The sequence below is a fragment of the Sorangiineae bacterium MSr12523 genome (assembly GCA_037157775.1).
In the GTDB taxonomy this organism is placed as follows: Bacteria; Myxococcota_A; Polyangia; order Polyangiales; family Polyangiaceae; genus Pendulispora; species Pendulispora brunnea.
Map to the genome: position 1 here is coordinate 10195190 of CP089982.1, position 20538 is coordinate 10215727.

Genomic DNA, 20538 nt, shown 5'->3' on the forward strand with positions numbered 1-20538 from the left:
CGGCTCCTAGAGTCCCACGGCGCCCTTGAGGGCGTTGAGTCCGGCTTTCAAGGCTTCCATGAGGAAGTCCGCACCCGTAGCAGGGCTGCAAAACACGTACGAGTTGGCCGTCACGTCCTTCGACCAAGCCAGCACGCTCAGCCCCGCGTTCGTCGCCTTCTTGCTGGCGCTTCCCGACGTCGTGAAAATACCTTGGCTGACCATTCCATCGAGGGGGCTTTTGCCGGCCACCTCCCCGACGCCTTGCCCGCCGCCAACGTCCGGCTTGATCGGGAAGGCCTGGCCGCCGCCGCACCCGCCCTGGAGCGCCTGCGAGAAGGCGCCGTTGCGGCTCGCCGCCATGGCCTCCTGCTTCGCACTGTAGCCGGCGTAGAAGAAGGTCAGGAATCCGAAGAAGCTGATGAGCACCGGCATGATCACCGCAGCTTCGACCATGGCGGCACCACGGTTTCGAATGCGGCGTGCGGTCTTTTTCGATGAAGCTTTCACGAGCGAATTCTCCATGATCATCAGTGGTAATTGTTTGCTTCGTCGAGGAACTCTTTGCCCGCGTTCTTGATCGCGCCGCTGACTTTGGGAACCTGCTGCGTCGCGATGGGGCTCGCATCGTAGACGCGGCGGCCCACGTTCTTGGCCTTGTCCACCACACTGTCGGGGATGCCGATCTTCTTCAAGCCTTCGGCCATGCCATCGAAGGCCAAGCCGACGCCGTTGTTCACCGTGCTGTTGACGAGGTTCTCGAACAGAAGCTGGCCAGGGCTCTTGTACTTCATGAGCCGTGCCTTCCAGCCAATCGAGTAGAGCGCGTGCTCTTTACCCACGCTGGTGGCGCCAATCGTTTGTCCGTTGCAATCCTCCTCGAAAAAGCGGCCTTTGCAATCGTAGTAGAATTCGGCCTGCGCGTTGTACGAGTACTCCTTCGCGCCGCCGTCGCCGCCACCCCACTGGGCTCGCGGGCCTCCCAGCTTGACCTTGCGCTCCCATTTGTCCTGGAAGTCGCCGCTGGAGAAACCGTACACCTGGGTCTGCGGCGAGAGGTTACCGCCGGCCATCTTTTTCGGCCCGGGCCAATCCCACGGTGCGCCCTTGCACGCCCTCTTGGCATAGAGCTCACCCGCGCCACCGAGCACGGTGTCGATGGCCCATTTCACCGGGGTCGGTAGATGGAAGAGATCCGCGATGATATCCGGAACGAAGACGAACGCGCGGACGCAAAGCGTGTCGTTCGGTTCGTACGCCACTGGCAAGCCGAGGCGAATCGTTCCGAGGACTCCGTTGTCATTCTCGCGCTTGTCCGCCCGATCGCGCTCCTTCTGATCCTCGGGCGAGAGCGGCTCTTCTCCTTCACGCTCTTTGGCCTTGTCCCTACCCCTCTTCGATTTATCGAACGTGGCCGCTTTGCCCGTGGAGAATCCCGCCCCGGGTATATTTTGCAATCCGAAGGCTGCGAATGGTCCGCTCTTCTCGAATCCCTGGTAGTGCGACGCCACCTGCGGCGCGATCATCAAGGTACCCACCCATGGGGTCGCCACCGCCACGACCGTCTGGGCCGTAGCAATCGTCGGCAGCGCCACCGTCAATACGCCCTTCACGGCACCCTGATTGGCGCGATCGACTGCCTCACCCTCGGGGGTGAAGATGATCGACACAATCATGGCGTCGGCCACGAGCTGGATGAGCAGGTAAATGCTGACCAGCGCCAGCATGATGACGTTGAGGACCGCGATGAGATCCATGCCGCGTGCATCGACAGCCGCCACGGAGAAGGCCATCGCATCTGCGGCTTCCTGTCCGCGGTCACGGAAGATGATCGCCTGGCCAATACCGATCAGGAACCACAGCGAGGCCACGAGGGACAACGCCATGAAGAGCCCCATGATCATGATGGCGCCGCGCTGATCGTGCTTCAGCGAAGGTTTTGCGATGCAGGGTTCACTCGCAAGCATGGTTGTACGAAGCTCCGTGATGCGGAAGGGTCACTCGGATTTCTTTCTGCAACTTGCCCCCATTGCACACGATGTTCTTTCCCAGCGGCACTGTGCAGGTATATGCAAATCGCACCGTCGTCGGCAGTGGGCCCTGCGGACCGGCGCCCGTGTACGAAGCCTCCACGCCCTGCACGGAGATCTTCGATGACCACGGACCCAGCGCGGCTTTGGCGGCCGCCGCCGGATCGGAAGAAGGGCTACCGGGCATGCATTTGCCTTGCGTGACCGAGGCGTAGCGCGCGGTCACCGTGGCCGCGTGGCGCATGACGATGCCGGCCGTGTAGGCAAAGCCTAGCTGTGTGAACGAGAAGAACGCGAGCGCCATGGGCATGAAGGCGATCACGAACTCCACGGCGATGGCGCCTTGGGTGGCTCGGATAAGTCGTCGAGGGCTTCTCAGCATGGTCTCCTCGGAAGTACGTCCAGCACAATGCGTGCCCAATAATCCGCGCTGATTTCTACCGCGCGTGTGACGGGCTCATTCAATTCGTCAATGAACGATTCGTCACCTGATCGCAAGCGTGGAGATCACTTCCAATCACGCCACGCACGACGAGCCGAGAAAACAAGCTCGAATCATGCGTGCATGCACACGTACAACGATGTCACCGTGAAACGCGTCAGCATGGCTGTTGCGGAGTCCAGGTCCCATTACAGGTCAGGGGAAAATGGGCACCGGGCATGGATCAACGCGGTGAGAACGATACACTCGAACCGCGGATTTTTCCGCGCTGCGCAGCGCTGGAAGCGGGTTCGGGTATATGCGAAACGATTCGACCATCGCAACGAAATCCGTATCCACGGATCTCTCGAAGGCACGAATTTGGTCGCATATGCCCACCCGGATGTTCGGTATTTGGACGTCGATTGGCGCGCTGTCCGCGAGAGATTAGGGGGAGTGATCTCGTGGATCCCATATGCTAGTTCGTATTCGATAAATCGAAATTTCCCGCGCATACGACCCAGACCAAAGCCGCGCCCGCTTGAGTTAGAGTGCAATTTTTAATGAAAGAGTACTTGTAACCCTTACAGTTGCACTTAGACTCTATGGCGTGGCCGAAATACGCAGCTATCCCTTCGTTCGACACTTCCGGGCCGATGCCAGCTCGCACATCCTCTACTTCCGCCGTGGACGATTGCGGGCGAGCGGGCGCGGTCTGGCGTTCTGGTTCTTGCCCCTTTCGTCGAGCATCGCCGAGGTTCCCGTCGATCAGCGTGAACAGGCCTTTCTCTTCCACGGGCGTTCGGCGGATTTTCAGGATGTCACGGCGCAGGGCGCGCTGACGTACCGCATCGAGAACCCCGAGGCGGTGGCCGAGGCCGTGGACTTCACCATCGATCTGCGGCGCGGGGCGTACCTGCGCGATCCGCTGGAGAAGCTGTCGTCCACCTTGGCCAACCTCGCCCAGCGCCACGCGTGGGACTACATTGCCGGCACACCCGTGCGAAAGGTGCTCGCCGAGGGTCAGGCGCAGATCCGCGAGCGCATCGAGCACGCGCTGCTCGGCGATGCGCGCCTGAAGGCCATGGGCCTCGCGGTGCTTTCCGTGGCCGTTCTCTCGGTGAAGCCGACCCCCGATACGGAGCGCGCCATCGAGGCGCCGGTGCGCGAGCGCATCCTGCAAGAGGCCGACGAGGCGGCGTTCGCACGGCGCGCGATGGCGGTGGAAAAGGAGCGCGCGATTCAGGAGAACGAGCTGCAGAACCGCATCGAGATCGCCAAGCGCAACGAGCAGCTCATCGCGCAAGAAGGCCAGAACGAGCGACGCAAGGCGACCGAACGGACCGAGGCGGCGCGTATATCGGCCGAGGGCGAAGCGGAACGCAGCCGCATTCTGGGTCTCGCGCAAGCCGACGAACTTCGCGCGGTGGAGGGCGCGAAGGTGGCGCTCGAGAAGGCGCGGATTGCGGTGTACGAATCGCTGGCACCGCAGATCGTGCTGGCGCTGGCCGCGCAACAAGTGGCCGGAAAGCTGGAGCGCATCACCATCGAGCACCTCAACGTGAGCCCGGACTTGCTCGCGTCGATGGTGACGAGCCTCGTGGGCGCGACGACGCGCAAGCTGGAGGAACCTCGGTCGCCATGAGCAAGGTGCCGCGCGTCGTCGTCGTCACCCGGCCGACCGACTACGAGTCGCTCATCGCCCGTCATGGCACACGCGAGCAAGCGCGGTTCTTCTCGAAGACGCGAGGCGTGTCGCTCGACGAGGTGGAGGCGCGCCACCGCCGCTTCGAGCGCGCCGTCCAAACGTTGACGCAGGCGATTCCCACGGCATGGCGCCGCATTCGCCTGGGGCGCGCGGATCTGGCGCAGTTCGTCTTCGAGCCGGACGACATCGTGGCCGCCGTCGGTCAAGATGGCCTGGTGGCCAATGTCGCGAAATACCTCTCGGGGCAACTCGTGATCGGGCTGAACCCCGAGCCGGAGGTTCATCCGGGCGTGCTCGTGCGGCACCGCCCCGAGCAAGCCGCGTCGCTTTTGGCGGCGGCCGCCGCGGGCAACTGCCCCGTGCAAACGCGAACGATGGTCGAGGCGCGCCTTCCTGACGGCCAGCGACTGCTCGCGCTCAACGAGGTTTTCGTGGGCCACACGAGCCACCAATCCGCGCGCTACCGCTTGCGTTGCGGCGAGCAGCAGGAACGCCACTCGTCGTCGGGCCTCATCGTGTCGACCGGAACGGGCGCCACCGGCTGGGCACTCTCGATTCATCGCCAACTTCGCAGCGCCTGCGATCTCCCCTCCCCCGAGGAGCCGAAGCTCGCCTTCTTCGTGCGCGAACCCTGGCCCAGCATCGCCACCGGCACGAACCTGTCGAGCGGTGTGCTCGACGGCGACGCGTCCCTGGAGTTGGTCTCCGAAATGAACGAAGGCGGCACCCTCTTCGGCGACGGCATCGAGCAAGACCGCATCGAGCTCCCCTGGGGAACCCGCGTCATCCTTCGCATCGCCCCCGAACGCCTCCGCGTCGCCTCGAGGAAAGCCGCGTGAACCTGCTCGAACTTCCGTTCCTCACACGACTCCGCCGCGCGCAGCGAATCCTCATCAGCGGCGCCGGCGGCGGCTTCGACGTCTTCGCCGGCCTCCCTCTGTATTTCGCCTTGCGCAACCTCGAGAAAGAGGTCGTGCTGTCGAACCTGAGCTTCACCTACCTCGGTGGAACCAATGCGGAGTTCCTGACGCCGGCGTTGGCCAAGGTCACGGCATTGACCCAAGGCGAAACGCACTATTTCCCCGAGCGGTACCTTTGCCAATGGTTCGCATCGCGCGGCGAGGCGCCTTCGATGTACTGCTTCGAAAAGGTGGGCGTGGCGCCGCTCCGCGAGGCCTACGCGCACATCGTCGCCAAGCATGCGATCGACGCCATCGTGCTCGTGGATGGCGGCACGGACATCCTCATGCGCGGCGACGAGGCGGGGCTCGGAACGCCGGAGGAGGACATGACCAGTCTCGCCGCGGTGGCCGGGCTCCAGGTCCCACACCGCATCGTGACGTGCCTCGGCTTCGGCATCGACGCTTTTCATGGCGTGTGCCACGCGCAATTCCTGGAGAACGTGGCCGCGCTGGACACGGTGGGCGGGTATTTGGGCGCGCACACGCTCCTCTTGGGCATGCCCGAAGCGCAACTTTTCCGCGATGCTCTCGATTTCGTTCATGCGCGCATGCCCGAGCGACCGAGCATCGTCAACACGAGCATCCTCTCCGCGCTGGAAGGGCATTTTGGCGACCATCATCGGACGCGCCGCACGCGGACGAGCAAGCTATTCATCAATCCGCTCATGGCTTTGTATTGGCATTTCGACTTGCAAGCCGTGGCCGAGCGCTCGCTGTACCTGCCGTCGCTGGAGGGGACGCAGACGGTGTTCGAGGTGAGCGCCTTCATCGAAGCGTTTCGCCGTGGCGTGGTTCTCCGGCCGCGGTCGAACATCCCGGTTTGAAGCGGGGGGAAGGAAAGAGGCGGCGCGGCGTAAGACGAGCGGAGATGACCGCGAAATATGGCTTGTGGACCGCGATGGTGGTGGCGTCGTTCGGGGCGGGGGCGGGGTTGTCGCTCCTTCATTGCAGCGGGGCCAATGCGGATATTCCGGGCGATGTGCCGGATGCGAGCCTGCAGGCTGACGGCAGTGAACCGAGGACGTGCACCGCGTGTGGTGAGAACCAGGTCTGCTCCAATGGACAGTGTACGGATCTTCCCGCGCAGTGTCCGTGTCCGCTCGGGAGCTATTGCGATCTTGGCGCCAATCGATGCGTCCGCGGCTGCATCGGCGAATCGCACTGCAGTGACGGCGAATATTGCGACGTCGAAAAGCGCACGTGCAACCTTGGGTGCGACAAGGACCAGGAGTGCAAGACCGGGGAATTCTGCAAACGGGATGTCCATGTTTGCGCCCCCGGCTGCCGCACCGACGATGAATGCGTCAAACCAGCCATCTGCCAGCCCCAAAGTGGCAATCGCGTTTGCGCGGTTCCGTGGCGGGCCATTTCGGGCACGCCGGCGCACGTGGAATCGGTCACAATGGGCGCGAGTTGCCTTTATGCGCTCACCAGCGAAGAAGCAAAAAGGCCACTTGGGTATGCGATAAGTGCCTATTGTCCTTCGAGCAAGGCCTGGACCATCAATCGATTGAGCGTCCCCAACGCAGGGCGTGCCGTGCCGCAAATCGCAAGCCTCGGAAGCCGCGTGTACATCGCAGGCGGCATCGTGGAGACGGACGCCGGCGTTCCCGAGCCCACCACGCGAACCACCTTTTGGAACGGTACCGATACGAGCGGCACGCAGAGCGCTCCGCTCATGAATGTCGCCCGGCGCACCCACGCGATGGCCTCGGACGGCTCCCTCGTCTACGCGTTCGATCATGGAACGATGGAGGTGCTCTCCGCGAGCGCGAGCGAATGGGCACTGCGGAAGTTCTCCACGCTCGACCTCGCCCACCCCGGCTTCGCCTCCGCCGGAGACTCCCTTTACGTCACCGGCGGGCTCGATGCGCGCGGCGCCCCCACCGGGCAGGTCTGGAAGCTCACCGCGAACGGCAACGCGAACCTCCTTGGCACACTGGCCAAGCCGCGCGGCCGCCATGCAACGGTGGCGAAGCCCGACGGCACCTTGTACGTCTTCGGCGGCGATGCCACCCGTCGTAGCGTCGAAGTGTTTCCCGGCGGACGAGAGCTCACGCCGCTGCCGAACAGCGGAAATGTCATCGGTGCCGTGCTGACCAAGAATGCGTACTTCTACGTGGTGACGGACGCCGGCGAGATGTTCACCAACGAACCATGACCTCGCACGAAGACCAGCATTCCGAAAACCTCATCCAGTGACTCGGAATGTTCGAATCCGTTTCATGATGGAGGCGCCCAGGGATACCTTGGTGGGACATGACCTGGGTCAGTCGCCACTTGCCAACGTGCCTCGGACGCATCCATGTCCGGCTCGGGGGGAATGCGAACCATCCCGCCATCATGTTTTGGCCAAGCCTCTTGATGGACGGCACCATGTGGTCCGCCGTAGCGGAACACTTCGAAGATCGCTACCGCGTGGTGCTGGTCGATTCGCCCGGCCATGGTGAGAGCGAACCTCTGGCGCGAAAATTCGCCTTCGACGAGTGTGCTCTTTGCATTTCGGAGATGCTCGACGGCTTGGAGATGGCGAAGACCATTTTCGTGGGCAACTCGTGGGGTGCCATGGTGGGCGGCACCTTTGCGGCGCGCCATCCCGAACGGGTCGTGGCCTCGGTGTTGATGAACGGCACGGCCTCCGTCGCAGGGTTTCGGCAGAAGCTCGAGTTCTTTGCGATGACACGCATCGTCGGTGCCATGGGTGGTGTGCGCGGACCTATGGTCGGACGCGTCGTCCGCGCATTTTTGGGTCCCACCGCGTTGCGCGAAAATCCGGCGGCCGCACGCGCGGTCCGTGAATCCGTCGCGCAGGCGCACGTGACCTCGTCGATCTTGGCGACGGAGAGCGTCGTTTCTACGCGGCCGGATCAGCATGCGTTGCTCGCGACGATTCGCACGCCGGTGCTCGTCGTGGCGGGGGACGAAGATCCGACGTTCTCCCTGGCCGAAACGCAGCGCATGGCCTCGGCCATCCCGGGCGCCGAGTTCCACGTGATGCCCCGCACCGGGCACCTCGCCGCGCTCGAGCGGCCGGCGGAGGTGGCCGCGCTCATCGAGTCTTTCCTCGGGAGGGTGCTCCAATGATGATGATCATGTGTCGCGGACTCGCGGCGGGCGCACTGGTGGCCGCGCTAGGGTCCTGCAGCGAGACGAAGTCACCGAGCGTCGCCACCACACCTGCCACGACGCCCAGCCCGGCACCGAGCGGCGCGCCGGTGTGCCCCACGCAGAAGCTCGCGTTCACGCAGGAGCACGCCTGCGACAACGACGGCTCCGTCGAGTTCTGCCTGGAGGCGACGGACACGGCCGCGCAAAACGCGGTGCGTGCCCTCGCCCCCGACGTGCAATTCCAACCGGGAAGCCGAGGGCGTGCCCGATGCAGTGCGTCGCAGACGCTCACCCTGATTCCGCTGAACGAGCGCGATTGCCCGGCCCACCATGGCCCGGCCTCGAACGAGGCCTGGTCGCGCCTTTGCGCCTTGGCGGCGCTGGGCCAAGTGAGGGAAATCGTTGCAACTTGGTACGAGTAGCCCTACCAACCTGGGCTTTTTGGGCCCGGGTGGACGCGGCAGGGCGTGGCCCGTAGAATCGGGGCTTTCTCGTTTTGTAGAGGTGCCCGTTGGCGTTGTTTGACTATGTGCTCCGTGGCGGTGGACGGCAAACCACCCGGACCGTGCTCGAGGGAGCCCTCAAGCCGATCATCGTGCTCGGTGCCGTGATCGCATTCCTGGTGTACCTGGCGATGCACAAGCCGCCGAAGCCGGCACCGCGCGGGCCGACGGAGGTCAAGTTCTTTGCCCCATCGGCCATGACAGCGCCTCCGGCACCGCCAGCGCCATCGGGAAAATAGGAGACAGCGCCCCCGGCGCGACGATCCACACTTGGTGCACGGCGCGCGTCAGCGCCACGTGCATCTTGCGGCGGTGCTCACCGCCAGCGGGGTACGTGCGCGCATCGGCATCCGGCACGATGACGTAATCGAACTCCAGGCCCTTGACCTGCGCCACCTCGGTCACCTCGACGCCGGGCGCGAAGGCGAAGTCGCCGTCGAGAACGAGACGCGCCGGCAGCGAGCGCGCGAGCACCTCGTGCACCGCACGCGCCGATTTCGCATCGGCGGCAATCACCGCCACGCCGGCGCGCGGTTCACGCCGCGCCAGCGCCCGCAGCGCCTCGGAGATGAACACAGCCGCGTGCCCCTCGCCGGGCAGCACCGTGCGCAAGACCGGCGGGCCCTCGCGTGCGGCCGTGGGCATGGGCCCCGCAGCCTCGTCGCCCAAGACGGCGTACGCGAGCTCCAAAATGGGCCGCGGGCACCGGTACGATGTCTCGAGGTGCGTCGCGGTGGAGCGCACGCCCAGCTCGGAAACGAGCATATCCCACGTTGCAAACGCCTCCCCCTCGTCGAGGCGCTGCGCCGCATCGCCGGCCACCGTGGCACTGCCGCCCTGCGCGAGAGCCCGTCCAATCACGCGCAACTCGATGGGCGAAAGCCCCTGCGCCTCGTCGATGACCAAATGCCGATAACGGCGGAGACTCCCCGCACGCGTCCCCGAGCGACCCGTTTTGCGAAAGAGCAGCTCGAACGAAATGGCATAGTCTTCCGCGTCGATCGTGCCCGCCACGGCATCGGGTGTATCCTCGTCGAGCGAGCGGCCATCGAGCGTTTGCAAGCGGTCCGCGTCGACATGCGCGAACCGAACCGCGCTCGGATCGTCGAGCTGGCGTCGCGTATGCTCGGCCGCTTGCTCGAGAACCGGCATGGCCAACTGCCCCTTGGCCACGTGCACCGCATGCTCGAGCAACGCGCGATCACCCACGAGGCGATGCAGATCCGCCTGCACCCGTTCGAGGCGCCGGCGCGCCTCGCGAAAGGCTTCCTTCAACAGCGGCTTCTTCGCCGCTGGCGCCGCCTCCAGGACGATCGTTTCGGCGTGCCGCAGGCGGTGCTCGATCACCGGCTCGCGCTGCGCGTCGACGACCTCGCGAATGGCTCCCCGCCCCGCGTGCAGCCGGTCGATGCGGGCACCAATCCCGCGCACGATGTCCTCGACGAGCGCATCGATGGCAGCGAAAAGCCCGGGATGCCGTTTGAGCCGGCGCACCGCCGCCGGAACATCGGGCGACTCCTCGGCGGGAATCCACGGGAACACGCGCCTTGCCTCACCGCGAATCCATTCCTCGAAAGTGTGCACGTTGACCCTCTCGAGACCGAGATCCGTCAACATGCGCTGCGCGAGGTGCCTCAGCCCCACCTCCGGCACGAGCACCAGCACCGCGGCCGGATCGAAATCCGCCGTGCGCTCCGCAATCGCGGCAATGCGATGGATCGCCACCGTGGTTTTGCCGCTGCCGGCGGCGCCGAGAACCAACAGCGTCTCCTTGGGATCGCGCTCCAACACCGCGCGTTGATCTTCGTCGAGCAGGGCCGCGACACCCTTTTCTCGGTTCGCAGGATCGATCTCGGCCGCCAGAGGCAGGCCATCCACCCGCGAGAAATCCGGCACGAGTGCCCCCGGATCGAAGTGCCATTCCCCGCGAATGCGGCGAACGGCGCCCCCCTCCACGGTGATCGCCGCCGGCTCGCCCCGCTCGAACGTCACCAAATGCCGGGCTTCGAGAACGCCTTCCACGGTGCGGCGGTCGATTTCAATTTCGTAGTCGTCGCCCGGCTCGCACGTAAAAAAGGCTTCCGCGATGGGTGCACGCCGAAAATCGACGATGGTCAGGGCACGCGCGGCATCGACGTACGGGCGCGCTCCGAGAAGCACGTCCCGCACCTTTCCCGCGGTGCGAATGCGCATATGTGCGAAGTACGGCGCGTGAAGATCGGGCAAGAGCGCATTGTCCTGCAACTGCGCCTTTCGCGCGTCGACCCGCGCCGCCGTCTCGTGCATCTGCGCCAGCAGCGCAATCCGGTCCTCCTCGCCGGCCTCGGCATATTCGTCGCGCAGGCGCGCGTACGCGAGCCGGTCCTCCGTGCCCGCCGGCTGGGACGGCGCCTTCGCGAGCACCGACGCGCGCACGGATGCGGCAAAAGCTTCGTGATCGCGGACGAGCTTCGACTCTGCGGCCGTGAGCGGCCGCGGTTGAACGTTGGGCATATCCCTCCTCCGGAGCGAGTAGATATGCGCAGCACACGCCCAGTCTTCAAGGCGTTGCAAAAAAGAGTTATTTAGCTATTATATTCATGCGGAGGTGGGCCGCGTGTTTCGCGTGTAGCGGTGCTTCACCCCAACGGGAAACCACGTGGGGTCGCCGGCCGGAGCCAGCATCACCTCGGGGCGCTGCCGCTCTTTTGGAACATAATGGGCAAACTCACTGCTGCGCAGCATCAGCGCACGCACCACCGCAGCGGCAATGGCCTCGATCTTATCGTCGTCCGCGGCCACCCCCGGTGCGAGCTCCACCACGAGGCGTAGACGCCGATCTTGGGCGGTGTCCTCCTCGGCCATGAGTACGAATTTGCCGGTCACCCACGTGTGAATCGGTGCCTCCTCCAGCGCGACGGTGACGTTTTCGGGAAAGACGTTGGCTCCAAAAAAGGAAACCGTGAAATGCGAGCGGCCGAATACCCATACGAAGGGCAGCTCGCGCAATCCCCGTTCGTTCAAGCCCGCCGGCATCACGAAACCGCGCGCCCGTGCAAACTCCATCATGGCGCCAAATTCCGCAATACCGCCCGTATCCGCAATATGATAGCGCACCAGCGGCACACCGCCGTCCGCGGTAAAAAGCAATGTACCGTCGTGCTCTTCGAAATAGCGCGCCAACGGATCGTACTGCGCGAGGGTCGGCAGGCGCGACTCGCCAAAGCGCTCTCGGGCCAAATCGGGATGCGCCCCGAAGAACCGGCGCAGCGCAATCGAAAGCGGCGTCTCCGTCGCCAGCACGCCCGCATCCGCAGTGCCATACAGCGATGCCGAGTCGTAAAGGATATTTCCTTGTCCGAGGCGCTCCGCGAGAAGCGTTCGCCACTCCTCGCTCACCACCTCGCCCGCGAGCACGAGCTTCGCGTGCCATGGCGCCGGATCGATGCCCCGCGCGCGCGCCGTGTCCACCACGTCCTTCAAGAAGGGTGGATAGCCCAGAAGAACGACTTGCTCGAACGACGGCGCCAACGCCACCACGACGCGCAAAATCTCGTCCTTGACGTTGCCCGGCGTCACCACCGTGACCTTGTGCCCTTTGGCCGCGAGCGTGCGGCAGCCGCTGGTCGTGTACATCCCGCCCACCCACGTCCCCAGCGGAAAACAGATCACCGCGAGCGTCGTTCGTTCGTCCGCCCGGAACGAATCGTAGAACACCTGCTCGAAGCGCTCGGCCACCAGCGCCTCGTCCCGTGCGGTGCGCGGCCAAAACGTGGGCTCGCCCGTCGAGCCGGACGACACGGCAATCATCTCCGCGCGCGCCAGCGCCCCCTCCCGGCACCGCGCATCGAGCGGAAAGCGACGGAAGTAGTTCTCCTTCGTCATCAGCGGCAGCGCACGAAAGGCTGCCTCATCCCGCACTTGTCCCGCGTCGATGCCTTGTTCGGCGAGAAACGCGCGGTAGGCGGGCACCCGCGCCACCGTTTCGTGAAACACGCCCAGCGCACGCTCGATGGGGGTCGCCATGGTTCCACGCAGCCTAGTCGATGGCGCCTTTCGCAGCATGTCAGGAAAAACCGCACGTTGGCACGCAACAGTCCACGCCAATTTGCGCAAATTATCAATCGATTCACGCAATAATTCGATCTACCGTCGGAGAATGCGCCGGTACCTGACGTCGTTGCTCCTCGTTCTCCTCGCGTGCGGCTCGGACTCGTCCAACTTCGGCAACGCGCCCGCCGGAGGAAACAACCCCGATGGTGGCGGGGACGGCGGGTCGAACAACCCGGGGGGCGGCATCAACCTGCCCGACGGCGGCAGCGGAGGAACGCCGGATGGCGGCGACACGTGCAGCCACTCGCTCACGGCCATCATTCGTGATTTCCGCCCGTGCGTGGCGGAGCCCAACGCCACGAGCTGCACCCAGGCCAGCGGGCACCTCGACTTCGAGCATTACCGCGGCGACGCCGTGGCCAAAGGCATCGTGGGCCCGACCTTGAACCCCGACGACCGCACCCCCGTGTGGATCGCGCGCGGTCAGACGAACGAGGGCCCGGCCACCACCGACGCCACGCGCTTCAGTGACTGGTACCACACGAAACAGGGCGTCAACATCGCGCTGGAGCGCCGGCTCGACTTGGTCGAACAGAGCGATGGCCACTACGTCTACGAACGCACCGCGTTCTTCCCCATCGACGACGACAAGGCTGCGGGCATCACCACTGGATTCGGCAACGGACCGAAGCCGCCGCCCCCGAACGACAACCTCGATCACAACTACGAGTTCACCACCGAGGTGCACCTCTCCTTCACGTACCGGGGCCACGAGACCTTCGAGTTTTACGGCGACGACGATCTCTGGGTCTTCGTCGACGGCAAGCTCGCGCTCGATCTCGGAGGTCCGCACCCGCCGGCGCGCGACCGCGTCAACATGGATGCGCGCGGCCTCACCGTGGGCCAGACGTACGCGATGGATCTGTTCCACGCGGAACGTCACACTGAGAAGTCCACCTTCCGTGTCGACACGACGATCGAGTGTTTCAAGCCTCCCGTGCACTGATGTCGCGCCGAGACATCGCAGCGCCTTGCGCCATCGCTAGAAAAGACAGTCGAAGCGGGACGGGACTGCCTTGACACGCCGCCAACCGGTGGCATAAGTGCGCGCCCCCAACGGGTACGCGCTTGTAGTTTAATTCGATACGTTTCAAATGCCGCGGACCGGTTGGTTGTTATCCTGAACACACCCAAGCGAATCGGTGGCAACAGATGACGAATGCAGCACAGGTAGCCGAAGCTGAAACGGCGGCACTCGTGGGCGAGCCGTTGACCATGGAGGCGTTCGACCGACTCTCCGGCGAATTGAGCGGCGTCCGTTTCGTCAAAATCGTGGTCGACCGCCCTGCAGGTGTCGCGCATTTCCTCGATAGCGCGCGCTGGCGATTCCACGTCGAATACGTGGCCAAGCTGCTCAACATGCCGCGCGCGGAGCTCGAACGGACGCTCGATGCGGTGAACGCCAGCGTCTACAACGATCCCGATCGGCGCTTTTACCTGGCCATCCTTTCACGCCACGTGCGCCAGCCCGGCACGCCGTCGAAGACGTTGCACACGCACCAGAGCAACGGCACGGCGGAGGTCTTCTTTTCGCTGGAGACCACCGAGGCCGACACGATGGATGCGGAGATGCTCCGCTACCTGTACACGTTCGTACGGCAGAACGTCGACCCGAGCATCCCGGTGGTGATGAAGCCGGCGAATCACCTGCAGGAGGCATTCCTGCGAACGATTCCGACCGACGAGGTGCCGCGCGTGCTCGCGCACGAGCTGTTCTCGCAAGCACGCTTCGTTCCGCTCAATCCGGGCATGGCGCGGGGTCGCCTGCGCGTGTTCCGCACCAGCGCGGACTACCGCAACATGACGCAGCCACTGAAGTGGTCGGACATCGTCGTGATGGAGCGCGTGCCCGAGGACATTCCGCGCGTATCGGGCATCATCAACACGGCGCATATCACGCCACTGTCGCACGTGAACGTGCTTGCCCACGGGTGGAAGATCCCGAATGCCATTGCGCTGGATGCGTTCGAACAAATCGAGCGCGAGAAGCTCGACGGCCAATGGGTCGAATACCGAATCGACCCATCGAATGCGAATCTCAGTTTGCAGCGCATCGAGGCGCCGTCCTTGGCCGAGCTTCCCGCACCGCCGCGCCAGCATGTGTGGATCGACGATCCCGAGACGGTGACCGGCAACATCCTCGGCCTCGAGGAGCTGCGCGCCTCCGACCGTTACCGCTACGGCACCAAGGCGGCCAACCTCGGGGAGCTGCACCACCTGCTGGCCAACGGCTCGCACCGGCTGCTCGGTTTTTACCAAGTGCCACGTCCCCCGCGCAGCGATCTTCTCGAGTACCTGGCGCGCCAGCTGGGCGTTGCCAATGGCGAGGGCCTCGCCAACGCCTCACTGGCCATGCTGCGAAAGTACGTGCGCATCCCGCGCGGCATCGCCTTGCCGTTTGCCGTGCAGCAAGCCTTCTTGCAGTCTTCGTGGCGCATCCAGCAGGTCGTGGGCAAGCTCAAGGCGGTGCTGGAGCTCGGCGCCGACGAGCACATCGATCCGCTCTGTCTCGAGTTGCAGGACTTGATCCGCCGCACGCGCATGCCGGCGGACATGCGGCACAGCATCGATGCGGCCATCGTTCATCACCTCGCGGGCGCCGACAAATTCGTGGTGCGCAGCTCATCGAATGCGGAAGATCTCGCGGGCTTTTCGGCCGCGGGCATCTACGAATCGGTGACCCGCGTGAGCGGGGTGGAAACGATTTTGCGCAGCATCCAGGAAGTGTGGGCTTCGCTCGTGTCACCGCGCAGCGTGCGACTGCGGCAGCAAGCGGGCATTTCCCTCGATGCGGTGTACATGGGCGTCGTCATCCAGCAAGAGGTGGCATCCAAATTGGGCGGCGTGATGGTGACGACCAACCCGACCAGTGCGTCGGACTTCCGGCACGTGTACATCAATGCATCCCGCCGCGGCTCGGTGAACGCGATCGTGTCCGGTGATGCCTCGCCGCTGCAATACCTCTACAACACGATGGAGGGCGGCGGGCGCACCGTCTCGTTGGGTGATTCCGATACCGATCTCGACGACAACGACAAAGCGCTGCTCGGCCGATTGGCCCTCGTGGGCCGCCTTTTGCAATCGCATTTTGCTGCGAATTACACCTTCGCCGACCCAATCGACGTGGAATGGTTGGCAGGGAATGACGAATTGCAAATTCTGCAAGTAAGACCCTATTCACACTGATGTCCGCGCACCCCATTGTCGACTGACAAGGGGTTCTCTTTTCATCGATGAACAGCATTGCCGTGAATCCAAGTTCCACCGCGATCCCCGCCGGCGTACGGCGGGTGGTCGCACTGAGCAACGCCTTTCAGCTGCTCTTCGGCCTTCTGTTCTGGCTTCCCGTTTTTTATGTGTATCAGCGCCAATCGGGCCTGAGCGATCCGCAGATTTTCGGGATTCAGAGCATTTATTACGTGGTGTTTTGCCTCTTGGAGGTACCCACCGGGCTATTTGCCGATCGCTTCGACTACCGCCGCTCGGTGCGGGCGGGCGCACTGGTGCTCGCCGTGGCCAATCTGACGCCGGTGTTTGCGTCGAACTACACCGGCTTTCTGGTTCACTTCGTGCTCATTGCCCTGGCGCGCTCGTTGGTATCGGGTGCCTTCAGCGCCTACCTCTATGATTACTTGTCGGCCGAGGGCGCGCGCGATGCTTACCGCGCCGCCGAGGGACGAGGGCGCGCCTACAGCTTGGTCGGCCGGGTGGCCTGTCTACCGGTCGCGGGTCTGCTCATGGCGTGGCTCCCCACGGCACCGTATTGGCTTTCGGCGGCGAGTGCCGTGGCGGCCACCGTGATTGCATTTCGACTGCCGCCCATCGGTGCGTCGGGAGGCCAAAAGCCGAAAACGGTGCTGCCGTTCGTGACGCTGATCAGCACTGCGTTCAAATATCTTCGGGCGACGCCGCACCTGTTGATGCTGATGATCCAAGGTGTGGCCGTCTTCACCTTGGTGCGCATCGTCCAGGTGAATCTGTTCCAACCGATTCTCACGTCCAAGGAACTGCCGCTGCCCACGTTTGGATTCGTGATGGCCGGCACGACGGTTTGCGAGATTGCAGGTGCATTCCGCAGTGCCTGGATCAAGCGGTGGATGAGCAATCAAAATGCCGTCTTCGTGCTCACCTTGATCATGGCGGGCGCTCTGGCGGCGCTCGTTCCCATGGGGGTGGCGGGAACAGTGGCGGCCTTGAGTGTGTTTTCACTCGCGAGCGGTTTGTCGTTTCCGATTCAGCGGCAACTGCTCAACGAAGCCATCGTCAATTCGGATACGCGCGCCACGCTGCTGTCGATCGAGTCGATCATCGACCGGGCGGTATGCGCAGTGGTGGCGGTCTTGTTGGGAGATTATTTGGCACGCGGCGCGCTGCACGCCTTCTTGGCACAGACAGCCGCGGCCACCGCCGGGCTCATGGCATTGCTCTTCGTGGCCCTGCGGTTTTTCCGTAAAGTAGAGACTCATAAGCCGTTGAGTAGATAGAGGGGCATCGTGAGCAATCGATCCAAAGTAGTCATCGTGGACCCGTATTCTTCGGGATACGGATTGGCACCTGCATTTCGTGCGAAGAACGTCGACGCGGTCGCCGTGCGCACGGCATTCGAGATCCCGGAGAGTGCGCTCGACAGCTGGGATCCTTCGCATTTCGTGAGCATCCTCGACGGCACCATGCCCGAGGCCGATCTCGCGGCGCAGGTGGCCGAGTTCGAGCCATTGTGCATCCTGCCTGGCAACGAGTCGGGCGTGGAGCTCGCCGAGGCGCTTACGGCGCGGGTTCTGCCGCACATCGGCAACGTGCCCGAGCTGGCCGCAGCGCGCCGCGACAAGTGGCAGACCGCCCTGGCGCTGCACCGCAATGGGATTCCGGTATTGCATCAAGTCGGCACGGCGAAGCCGGAGGCGGTGGAAGCGTGGATTGCCGAGTTTGGCCTGCAGGGGCAGCCTTTGGTGCTGAAGCCGCCGAAGAGCGCGGGCACCGACAACGTGCACATCGTGCGGGCAGGGCAAGATTGGCGGCCGGTGTTCGCGCAGATCCTGGGGATGATCAACAAGATGGGGCTGCACAACGAGCAGGTGCTCGTGCAGGAGCTCGCCGAGGGCATCGAGTACGCCGTCGATACGTACACGGCGGGCGGTGTGCACGGCCTGGTGTCGGTCTGTCGATACCGCAAGCGGGCCATCGACGACCGCCTCGGGATCTACGAAGCGGTGGACTTCCTGCCGCCCGGCGCCCCGCGCGTGGATGCCCTTTATGACTACGTGCGCGCTGCGCTCGATGCCGTAGGAATGCGCAACGGCGCCGCGCACGTGGAGGTGATGGACACGCCGCACGGCCCGCGTCTCATCGAAGTCAACGCGCGTCTGTCCGGCGGGCACCAGCAGCGCCTCACGCGTCTGGCCACGGGCGATTCGCAGATCGATCGCTGCGTGCGCCACATGGTCGGCGAGCCCCTCGGCGGCGACGGCTACAACTTGAACAAGCACGTCACCGTGGCCTATCTCTCCGCCGCCCGCAGCGGCACCTGGCGGAACGCGGAAGAGATGAAAGCCTTGAGCCAGCTCCGCACGTTCCACGATATCCACCTGGTCTACGGCACCGGCGACCACGTGCCGCGCACGGTCGACGTGTTCACGTCGATTGGGCAAGTGGTCTTGGCCAGCGAAAGCGCCGCGGCGGTGGCCGAGGACTACGCCGCGGTTCGCGCGTGCGAAGCACGGATGGATATCGTGTAAAGGGGGGTCACCGACTCGGATTTGCGCGGAGCAACTTGGCGACGAAGGCATCGCCCAATGCATGGGACGAAAATGGCTGCTGTCCGCTCACCACCTCGCGGTCCTCGACCACGTTGACGCCCCACAGCCCCACCCGGTCGACATGCGCGCCCGCTTGGGCGAGTGCATCGGACACATAGAGCGGCAGATATCCCCCCATTTGCTGCGCTGGCCCTTCGATCTTCGACTCCTCCGCCTGCGAGTCCGCCGTCATGTGATACCCCTTGTAGGCCCAACCGTCGCTGAGCTTCGAGGCGCCGAGGTAATCTCCGGCAACTATGGCTTTGCGAAAGGCCGCAGGATCGCTCAACGTCGACAACAGTGCTGCTGGTCCGTGGCAGAGAAGCCCCGTCGGCCTCCCCGTCGTATGGAAGCTGAGGAGAATCTGCCCCAGCGTTTTGTCCTGCATCAAATCCTCCATCGGCGAAAAACCGCCCGGAACATAGATGCCCACGTATTGACTGGTACCCTCCCGCGCAACCGCCGCCAGGGTCTTTGGATGGTGTATTGCGTAATAACCATTTACGAAATCCAGCGCCTCTTTTCTCTTGGCGTCGTCGCCATTGAAAAGAATGCTATTGTTCGAATGGGGATCGAAAACCGGATCGTCGCCCTTTGGATTGGCAAACACGGGCGTAAATCCAGCATCGATCATTTTGCGCACGGGAATGGCCAGTTCGTCGAGGTAGTACCCGGCCTTGTACCTCACGCCATCGCGCAGCTGATATTCCTTTGCGCTCGATAGAACCACCAGTACTTTGCCGCCGCGTGATTCCGCGGAGGCCTCGTGCGAAGCGACCGTCGGAGCGGCGAGGCCCAAGGCCGAGGCCAATACGATGCCGTCTTTGTTGAGTACGTTGAATCCTGCTCTGAATCTCGTCGTCATGATTGCACCTTCGCCATGTTGAATCGGTCGCGCTCGTTGCCGGGGCCGGCACCTTCGCGGTCCCCGCGTTCTTCCTGCCAGGAGCTTGCGCCCTTCGGGCACTCCCGAGTAGGCGCACGGCCGGCGAAGCACTTGTGCTAAAAAGTTGTAAATGGTGAGAGCATGACGCGACTCGCATCGGCGGGGACACTTCCCAACCTCGAGGCCTTTTGTCGGACCTTCGAGAACGGCAGTTTCACCAAAGCAGCTCGAATGCTCGAGGTCACACCGCAGGCGACGAGCCGCAGTGTCGCGCGGCTCGAAGGCGCTCTGGGGGTGACGCTGTTCCGAAGAACCACCCGCAGCCTCACGCCCACGGATGCAGGGCGCCGCTACTACGATTTATGCGTTCAAGCGCTCGCCCTTCTCGCGACGGGCCAGCGCGCTCTGGCGAGTCGCGGGGAGACGCCCGAGGGACGCGTCCGCATCAGCGCCCCGACATCGTACGGCCATCTCCGTCTCCTCCCATCCCTCGGCACATTTCGCAACCGCTACCCCAAGGTCGATGTGGAGGTCGAAATCTCCAACCGCCGAATCGACTTCACGCGCGACGGCTTCGATTTGGCGGTTCGCGTCGGCGCGATCGAGGACAAGACGCTGGTGGCGCGCAAGCTCGGTGATTTTGCCCTCGGCGTCTACGGTAGCAGCGCCTACTTGGCGAAACACAAGCCACCTCGCACGCCCGCCGACTTGGCGGAGCACGCCTGCATCGGTTTCGTTCTGCCGAGCACCGGCCGCGTCATGCCATGGCAGTTTGCGGGTCAGCCACGCGGGTTCGTTCCGGACGCTCGCTACCGCTGCTCGGAAGACGTGTTGGGCGTCGTCGGGCTCGCACGTGCAGGTGTGGGGCTCGCGCAGGTCTACGACATGGCCGCGGCCGAAGACGTCGCTCGAGGCACGCTGGTCGAAGTCCTCGCGGGATTTCGCAGCGCACGCCGGCCATTCTGGCTCCTCTACCCCAAGACCGTGAAACCGTCGCGAGCCACGCGTGCGATGCTCGACTTCATCGTCGCGCAGGCGCATGCGACGGGTTGAT

17 protein-coding genes are annotated in these 20538 nt (G+C 64.1%); 11 read left to right on the forward strand and 6 right to left on the reverse strand.

Annotated elements, in window-relative coordinates; all coding sequences use genetic code 11:
• Positions 1-6: 6 nt before the first annotated feature.
• The 3 genes from LZC95_39895 to LZC95_39905 are packed head-to-tail and all read right to left on the reverse strand — an operon-like array spanning position 7 to position 2391.
• Positions 7-489 carry a pilus assembly protein gene (locus LZC95_39895; GenBank protein ID WXA92597.1) on the reverse strand — a complete coding sequence of 161 codons (483 nt, stop codon included), beginning with the start codon at positions 487-489 and terminating at the stop codon, positions 7-9.
• Positions 490-509: 20 nt separating this feature from the next.
• Positions 510-1946, reverse strand: a complete 1437-nt coding sequence (locus tag LZC95_39900) for a hypothetical protein (GenBank protein WXA92598.1) — start codon at positions 1944-1946, stop codon at positions 510-512.
• Positions 1933-2391: a pilus assembly protein gene (locus tag LZC95_39905; GenBank protein ID WXA92599.1), complete on the reverse strand. Its 459-nt coding sequence runs from the start codon at positions 2389-2391 to the stop codon at positions 1933-1935. The genes LZC95_39900 and LZC95_39905 overlap by 14 nt, the downstream gene beginning before the upstream one ends.
• A 649-nt stretch (positions 2392-3040) precedes the next feature.
• Here LZC95_39905 and LZC95_39910 point away from each other — a divergent pair.
• The 6 genes from LZC95_39910 (at position 3041) to LZC95_39935 (ending at position 8630) form a co-directional block, all read left to right on the forward strand.
• A complete protein-coding gene (locus tag LZC95_39910) occupies positions 3041-4075 on the forward strand; it encodes a band 7 protein (GenBank protein WXA92600.1) in 1035 nt (344 codons plus the stop codon).
• Positions 4072-4977 (forward strand): hypothetical protein, encoded by a 906-nt coding sequence (locus LZC95_39915; GenBank protein WXA92601.1) that lies wholly within the window; start codon positions 4072-4074, stop codon positions 4975-4977. The genes LZC95_39910 and LZC95_39915 overlap by 4 nt, the downstream gene beginning before the upstream one ends.
• A complete protein-coding gene (locus tag LZC95_39920) occupies positions 4974-5924 on the forward strand; it encodes a DUF1152 domain-containing protein (GenBank protein WXA92602.1) in 951 nt (316 codons plus the stop codon). The genes LZC95_39915 and LZC95_39920 overlap by 4 nt, the downstream gene beginning before the upstream one ends.
• Before the next feature lie 44 nt (positions 5925-5968).
• Positions 5969-7261 carry a hypothetical protein gene (locus tag LZC95_39925; GenBank protein WXA92603.1) on the forward strand — a complete coding sequence of 431 codons (1293 nt, stop codon included), beginning with the start codon at positions 5969-5971 and terminating at the stop codon, positions 7259-7261.
• 98 nt (positions 7262-7359) lie between these two features.
• Positions 7360-8184, forward strand: a complete 825-nt coding sequence (locus tag LZC95_39930; protein WXA92604.1) for an alpha/beta hydrolase — start codon at positions 7360-7362, stop codon at positions 8182-8184.
• On the forward strand, positions 8181-8630 hold the full coding sequence (locus LZC95_39935) for a hypothetical protein (GenBank protein ID WXA92605.1): 450 nt from the start codon (positions 8181-8183) through the stop codon (positions 8628-8630). The genes LZC95_39930 and LZC95_39935 overlap by 4 nt, the downstream gene beginning before the upstream one ends.
• 255 nt (positions 8631-8885) lie before the next feature.
• Here LZC95_39935 and LZC95_39940 read toward each other — a convergent pair whose 3' ends face one another.
• The gene (locus LZC95_39940; protein ID WXA92606.1) at positions 8886-11204 is read right to left on the reverse strand and encodes an AAA family ATPase; all 2319 of its coding nucleotides are present in this window, start codon (positions 11202-11204) and stop codon (positions 8886-8888) included.
• A gap of 84 nt (positions 11205-11288) precedes the next feature.
• Complete coding sequence (locus LZC95_39945; GenBank protein WXA92607.1) at positions 11289-12716, reverse strand: phenylacetate--CoA ligase family protein; 1428 nt, start codon at positions 12714-12716, stop codon at positions 11289-11291.
• Positions 12717-12849: 133 nt separating this feature from the next.
• Here LZC95_39945 and LZC95_39950 point away from each other — a divergent pair, with 133 nt between their 5' ends.
• The 4 genes from LZC95_39950 to LZC95_39965 all read left to right on the forward strand — a co-directional run bounded on the left by LZC95_39950 (position 12850) and on the right by LZC95_39965 (position 18538).
• Entirely contained in the window at positions 12850-13749 is a 900-nt protein-coding gene (locus LZC95_39950) for a fibro-slime domain-containing protein (protein ID WXA92608.1), read from the forward strand.
• A gap of 206 nt (positions 13750-13955) precedes the next feature.
• Positions 13956-15989, forward strand: coding sequence for a hypothetical protein (locus LZC95_39955; GenBank protein WXA92609.1), 2034 nt, complete (start codon positions 13956-13958; stop codon positions 15987-15989).
• 47 nt (positions 15990-16036) lie between these two features.
• Complete coding sequence (locus tag LZC95_39960) at positions 16037-17287, forward strand: MFS transporter (protein ID WXA92610.1); 1251 nt, start codon at positions 16037-16039, stop codon at positions 17285-17287.
• A 9-nt stretch (positions 17288-17296) separates the two neighbouring features.
• Positions 17297-18538 (forward strand): ATP-grasp domain-containing protein, encoded by a 1242-nt coding sequence (locus LZC95_39965; GenBank protein WXA92611.1) that lies wholly within the window; start codon positions 17297-17299, stop codon positions 18536-18538.
• Positions 18539-18545: 7 nt separating this feature from the next.
• On the opposite strand, the gene LZC95_39970 is transcribed toward LZC95_39965, so the two are convergent.
• Entirely contained in the window at positions 18546-19463 is a 918-nt protein-coding gene (locus tag LZC95_39970) for a type 1 glutamine amidotransferase domain-containing protein (protein WXA92612.1), read from the reverse strand.
• Between the two features lie 162 nt (positions 19464-19625).
• Here LZC95_39970 and LZC95_39975 point away from each other — a divergent pair, with 162 nt between their 5' ends.
• Complete coding sequence (locus tag LZC95_39975) at positions 19626-20537, forward strand: LysR family transcriptional regulator (protein WXA92613.1); 912 nt, start codon at positions 19626-19628, stop codon at positions 20535-20537.
• The last annotated feature ends 1 nt before the right edge of the window (position 20538 follow it).

What these genes read in the sequence shown, in the direction of transcription:
- LZC95_39900 (WXA92598.1), bottom strand. Translation starts at nt 1,946, where the DNA reads ATGCTTGCGAGTGAACCCTGCATCGCAAAACCTTCGCTGAAGCACGAT.
- LZC95_39905 (WXA92599.1), bottom strand. Translation starts at nt 2,391, where the DNA reads ATGCTGAGAAGCCCTCGACGACTTATCCGAGCCACCCAAGGCGCCATC.
- LZC95_39915 (WXA92601.1), top strand. Translation starts at nt 4,072, where the DNA reads ATGAGCAAGGTGCCGCGCGTCGTCGTCGTCACCCGGCCGACCGACTAC.
- LZC95_39925 (WXA92603.1), top strand. Translation starts at nt 5,969, where the DNA reads ATGACCGCGAAATATGGCTTGTGGACCGCGATGGTGGTGGCGTCGTTC.
- LZC95_39930 (WXA92604.1), top strand. Translation starts at nt 7,360, where the DNA reads ATGACCTGGGTCAGTCGCCACTTGCCAACGTGCCTCGGACGCATCCAT.
- LZC95_39935 (WXA92605.1), top strand. Translation starts at nt 8,181, where the DNA reads ATGATGATGATCATGTGTCGCGGACTCGCGGCGGGCGCACTGGTGGCC.
- LZC95_39940 (WXA92606.1), bottom strand. Translation starts at nt 11,204, where the DNA reads ATGCCCAACGTTCAACCGCGGCCGCTCACGGCCGCAGAGTCGAAGCTC.
- LZC95_39945 (WXA92607.1), bottom strand. Translation starts at nt 12,716, where the DNA reads ATGGCGACCCCCATCGAGCGTGCGCTGGGCGTGTTTCACGAAACGGTG.
- LZC95_39950 (WXA92608.1), top strand. Translation starts at nt 12,850, where the DNA reads ATGCGCCGGTACCTGACGTCGTTGCTCCTCGTTCTCCTCGCGTGCGGC.
- LZC95_39955 (WXA92609.1), top strand. Translation starts at nt 13,956, where the DNA reads ATGACGAATGCAGCACAGGTAGCCGAAGCTGAAACGGCGGCACTCGTG.
- LZC95_39960 (WXA92610.1), top strand. Translation starts at nt 16,037, where the DNA reads ATGAACAGCATTGCCGTGAATCCAAGTTCCACCGCGATCCCCGCCGGC.
- LZC95_39970 (WXA92612.1), bottom strand. Translation starts at nt 19,463, where the DNA reads ATGACGACGAGATTCAGAGCAGGATTCAACGTACTCAACAAAGACGGC.
- LZC95_39975 (WXA92613.1), top strand. Translation starts at nt 19,626, where the DNA reads ATGACGCGACTCGCATCGGCGGGGACACTTCCCAACCTCGAGGCCTTT.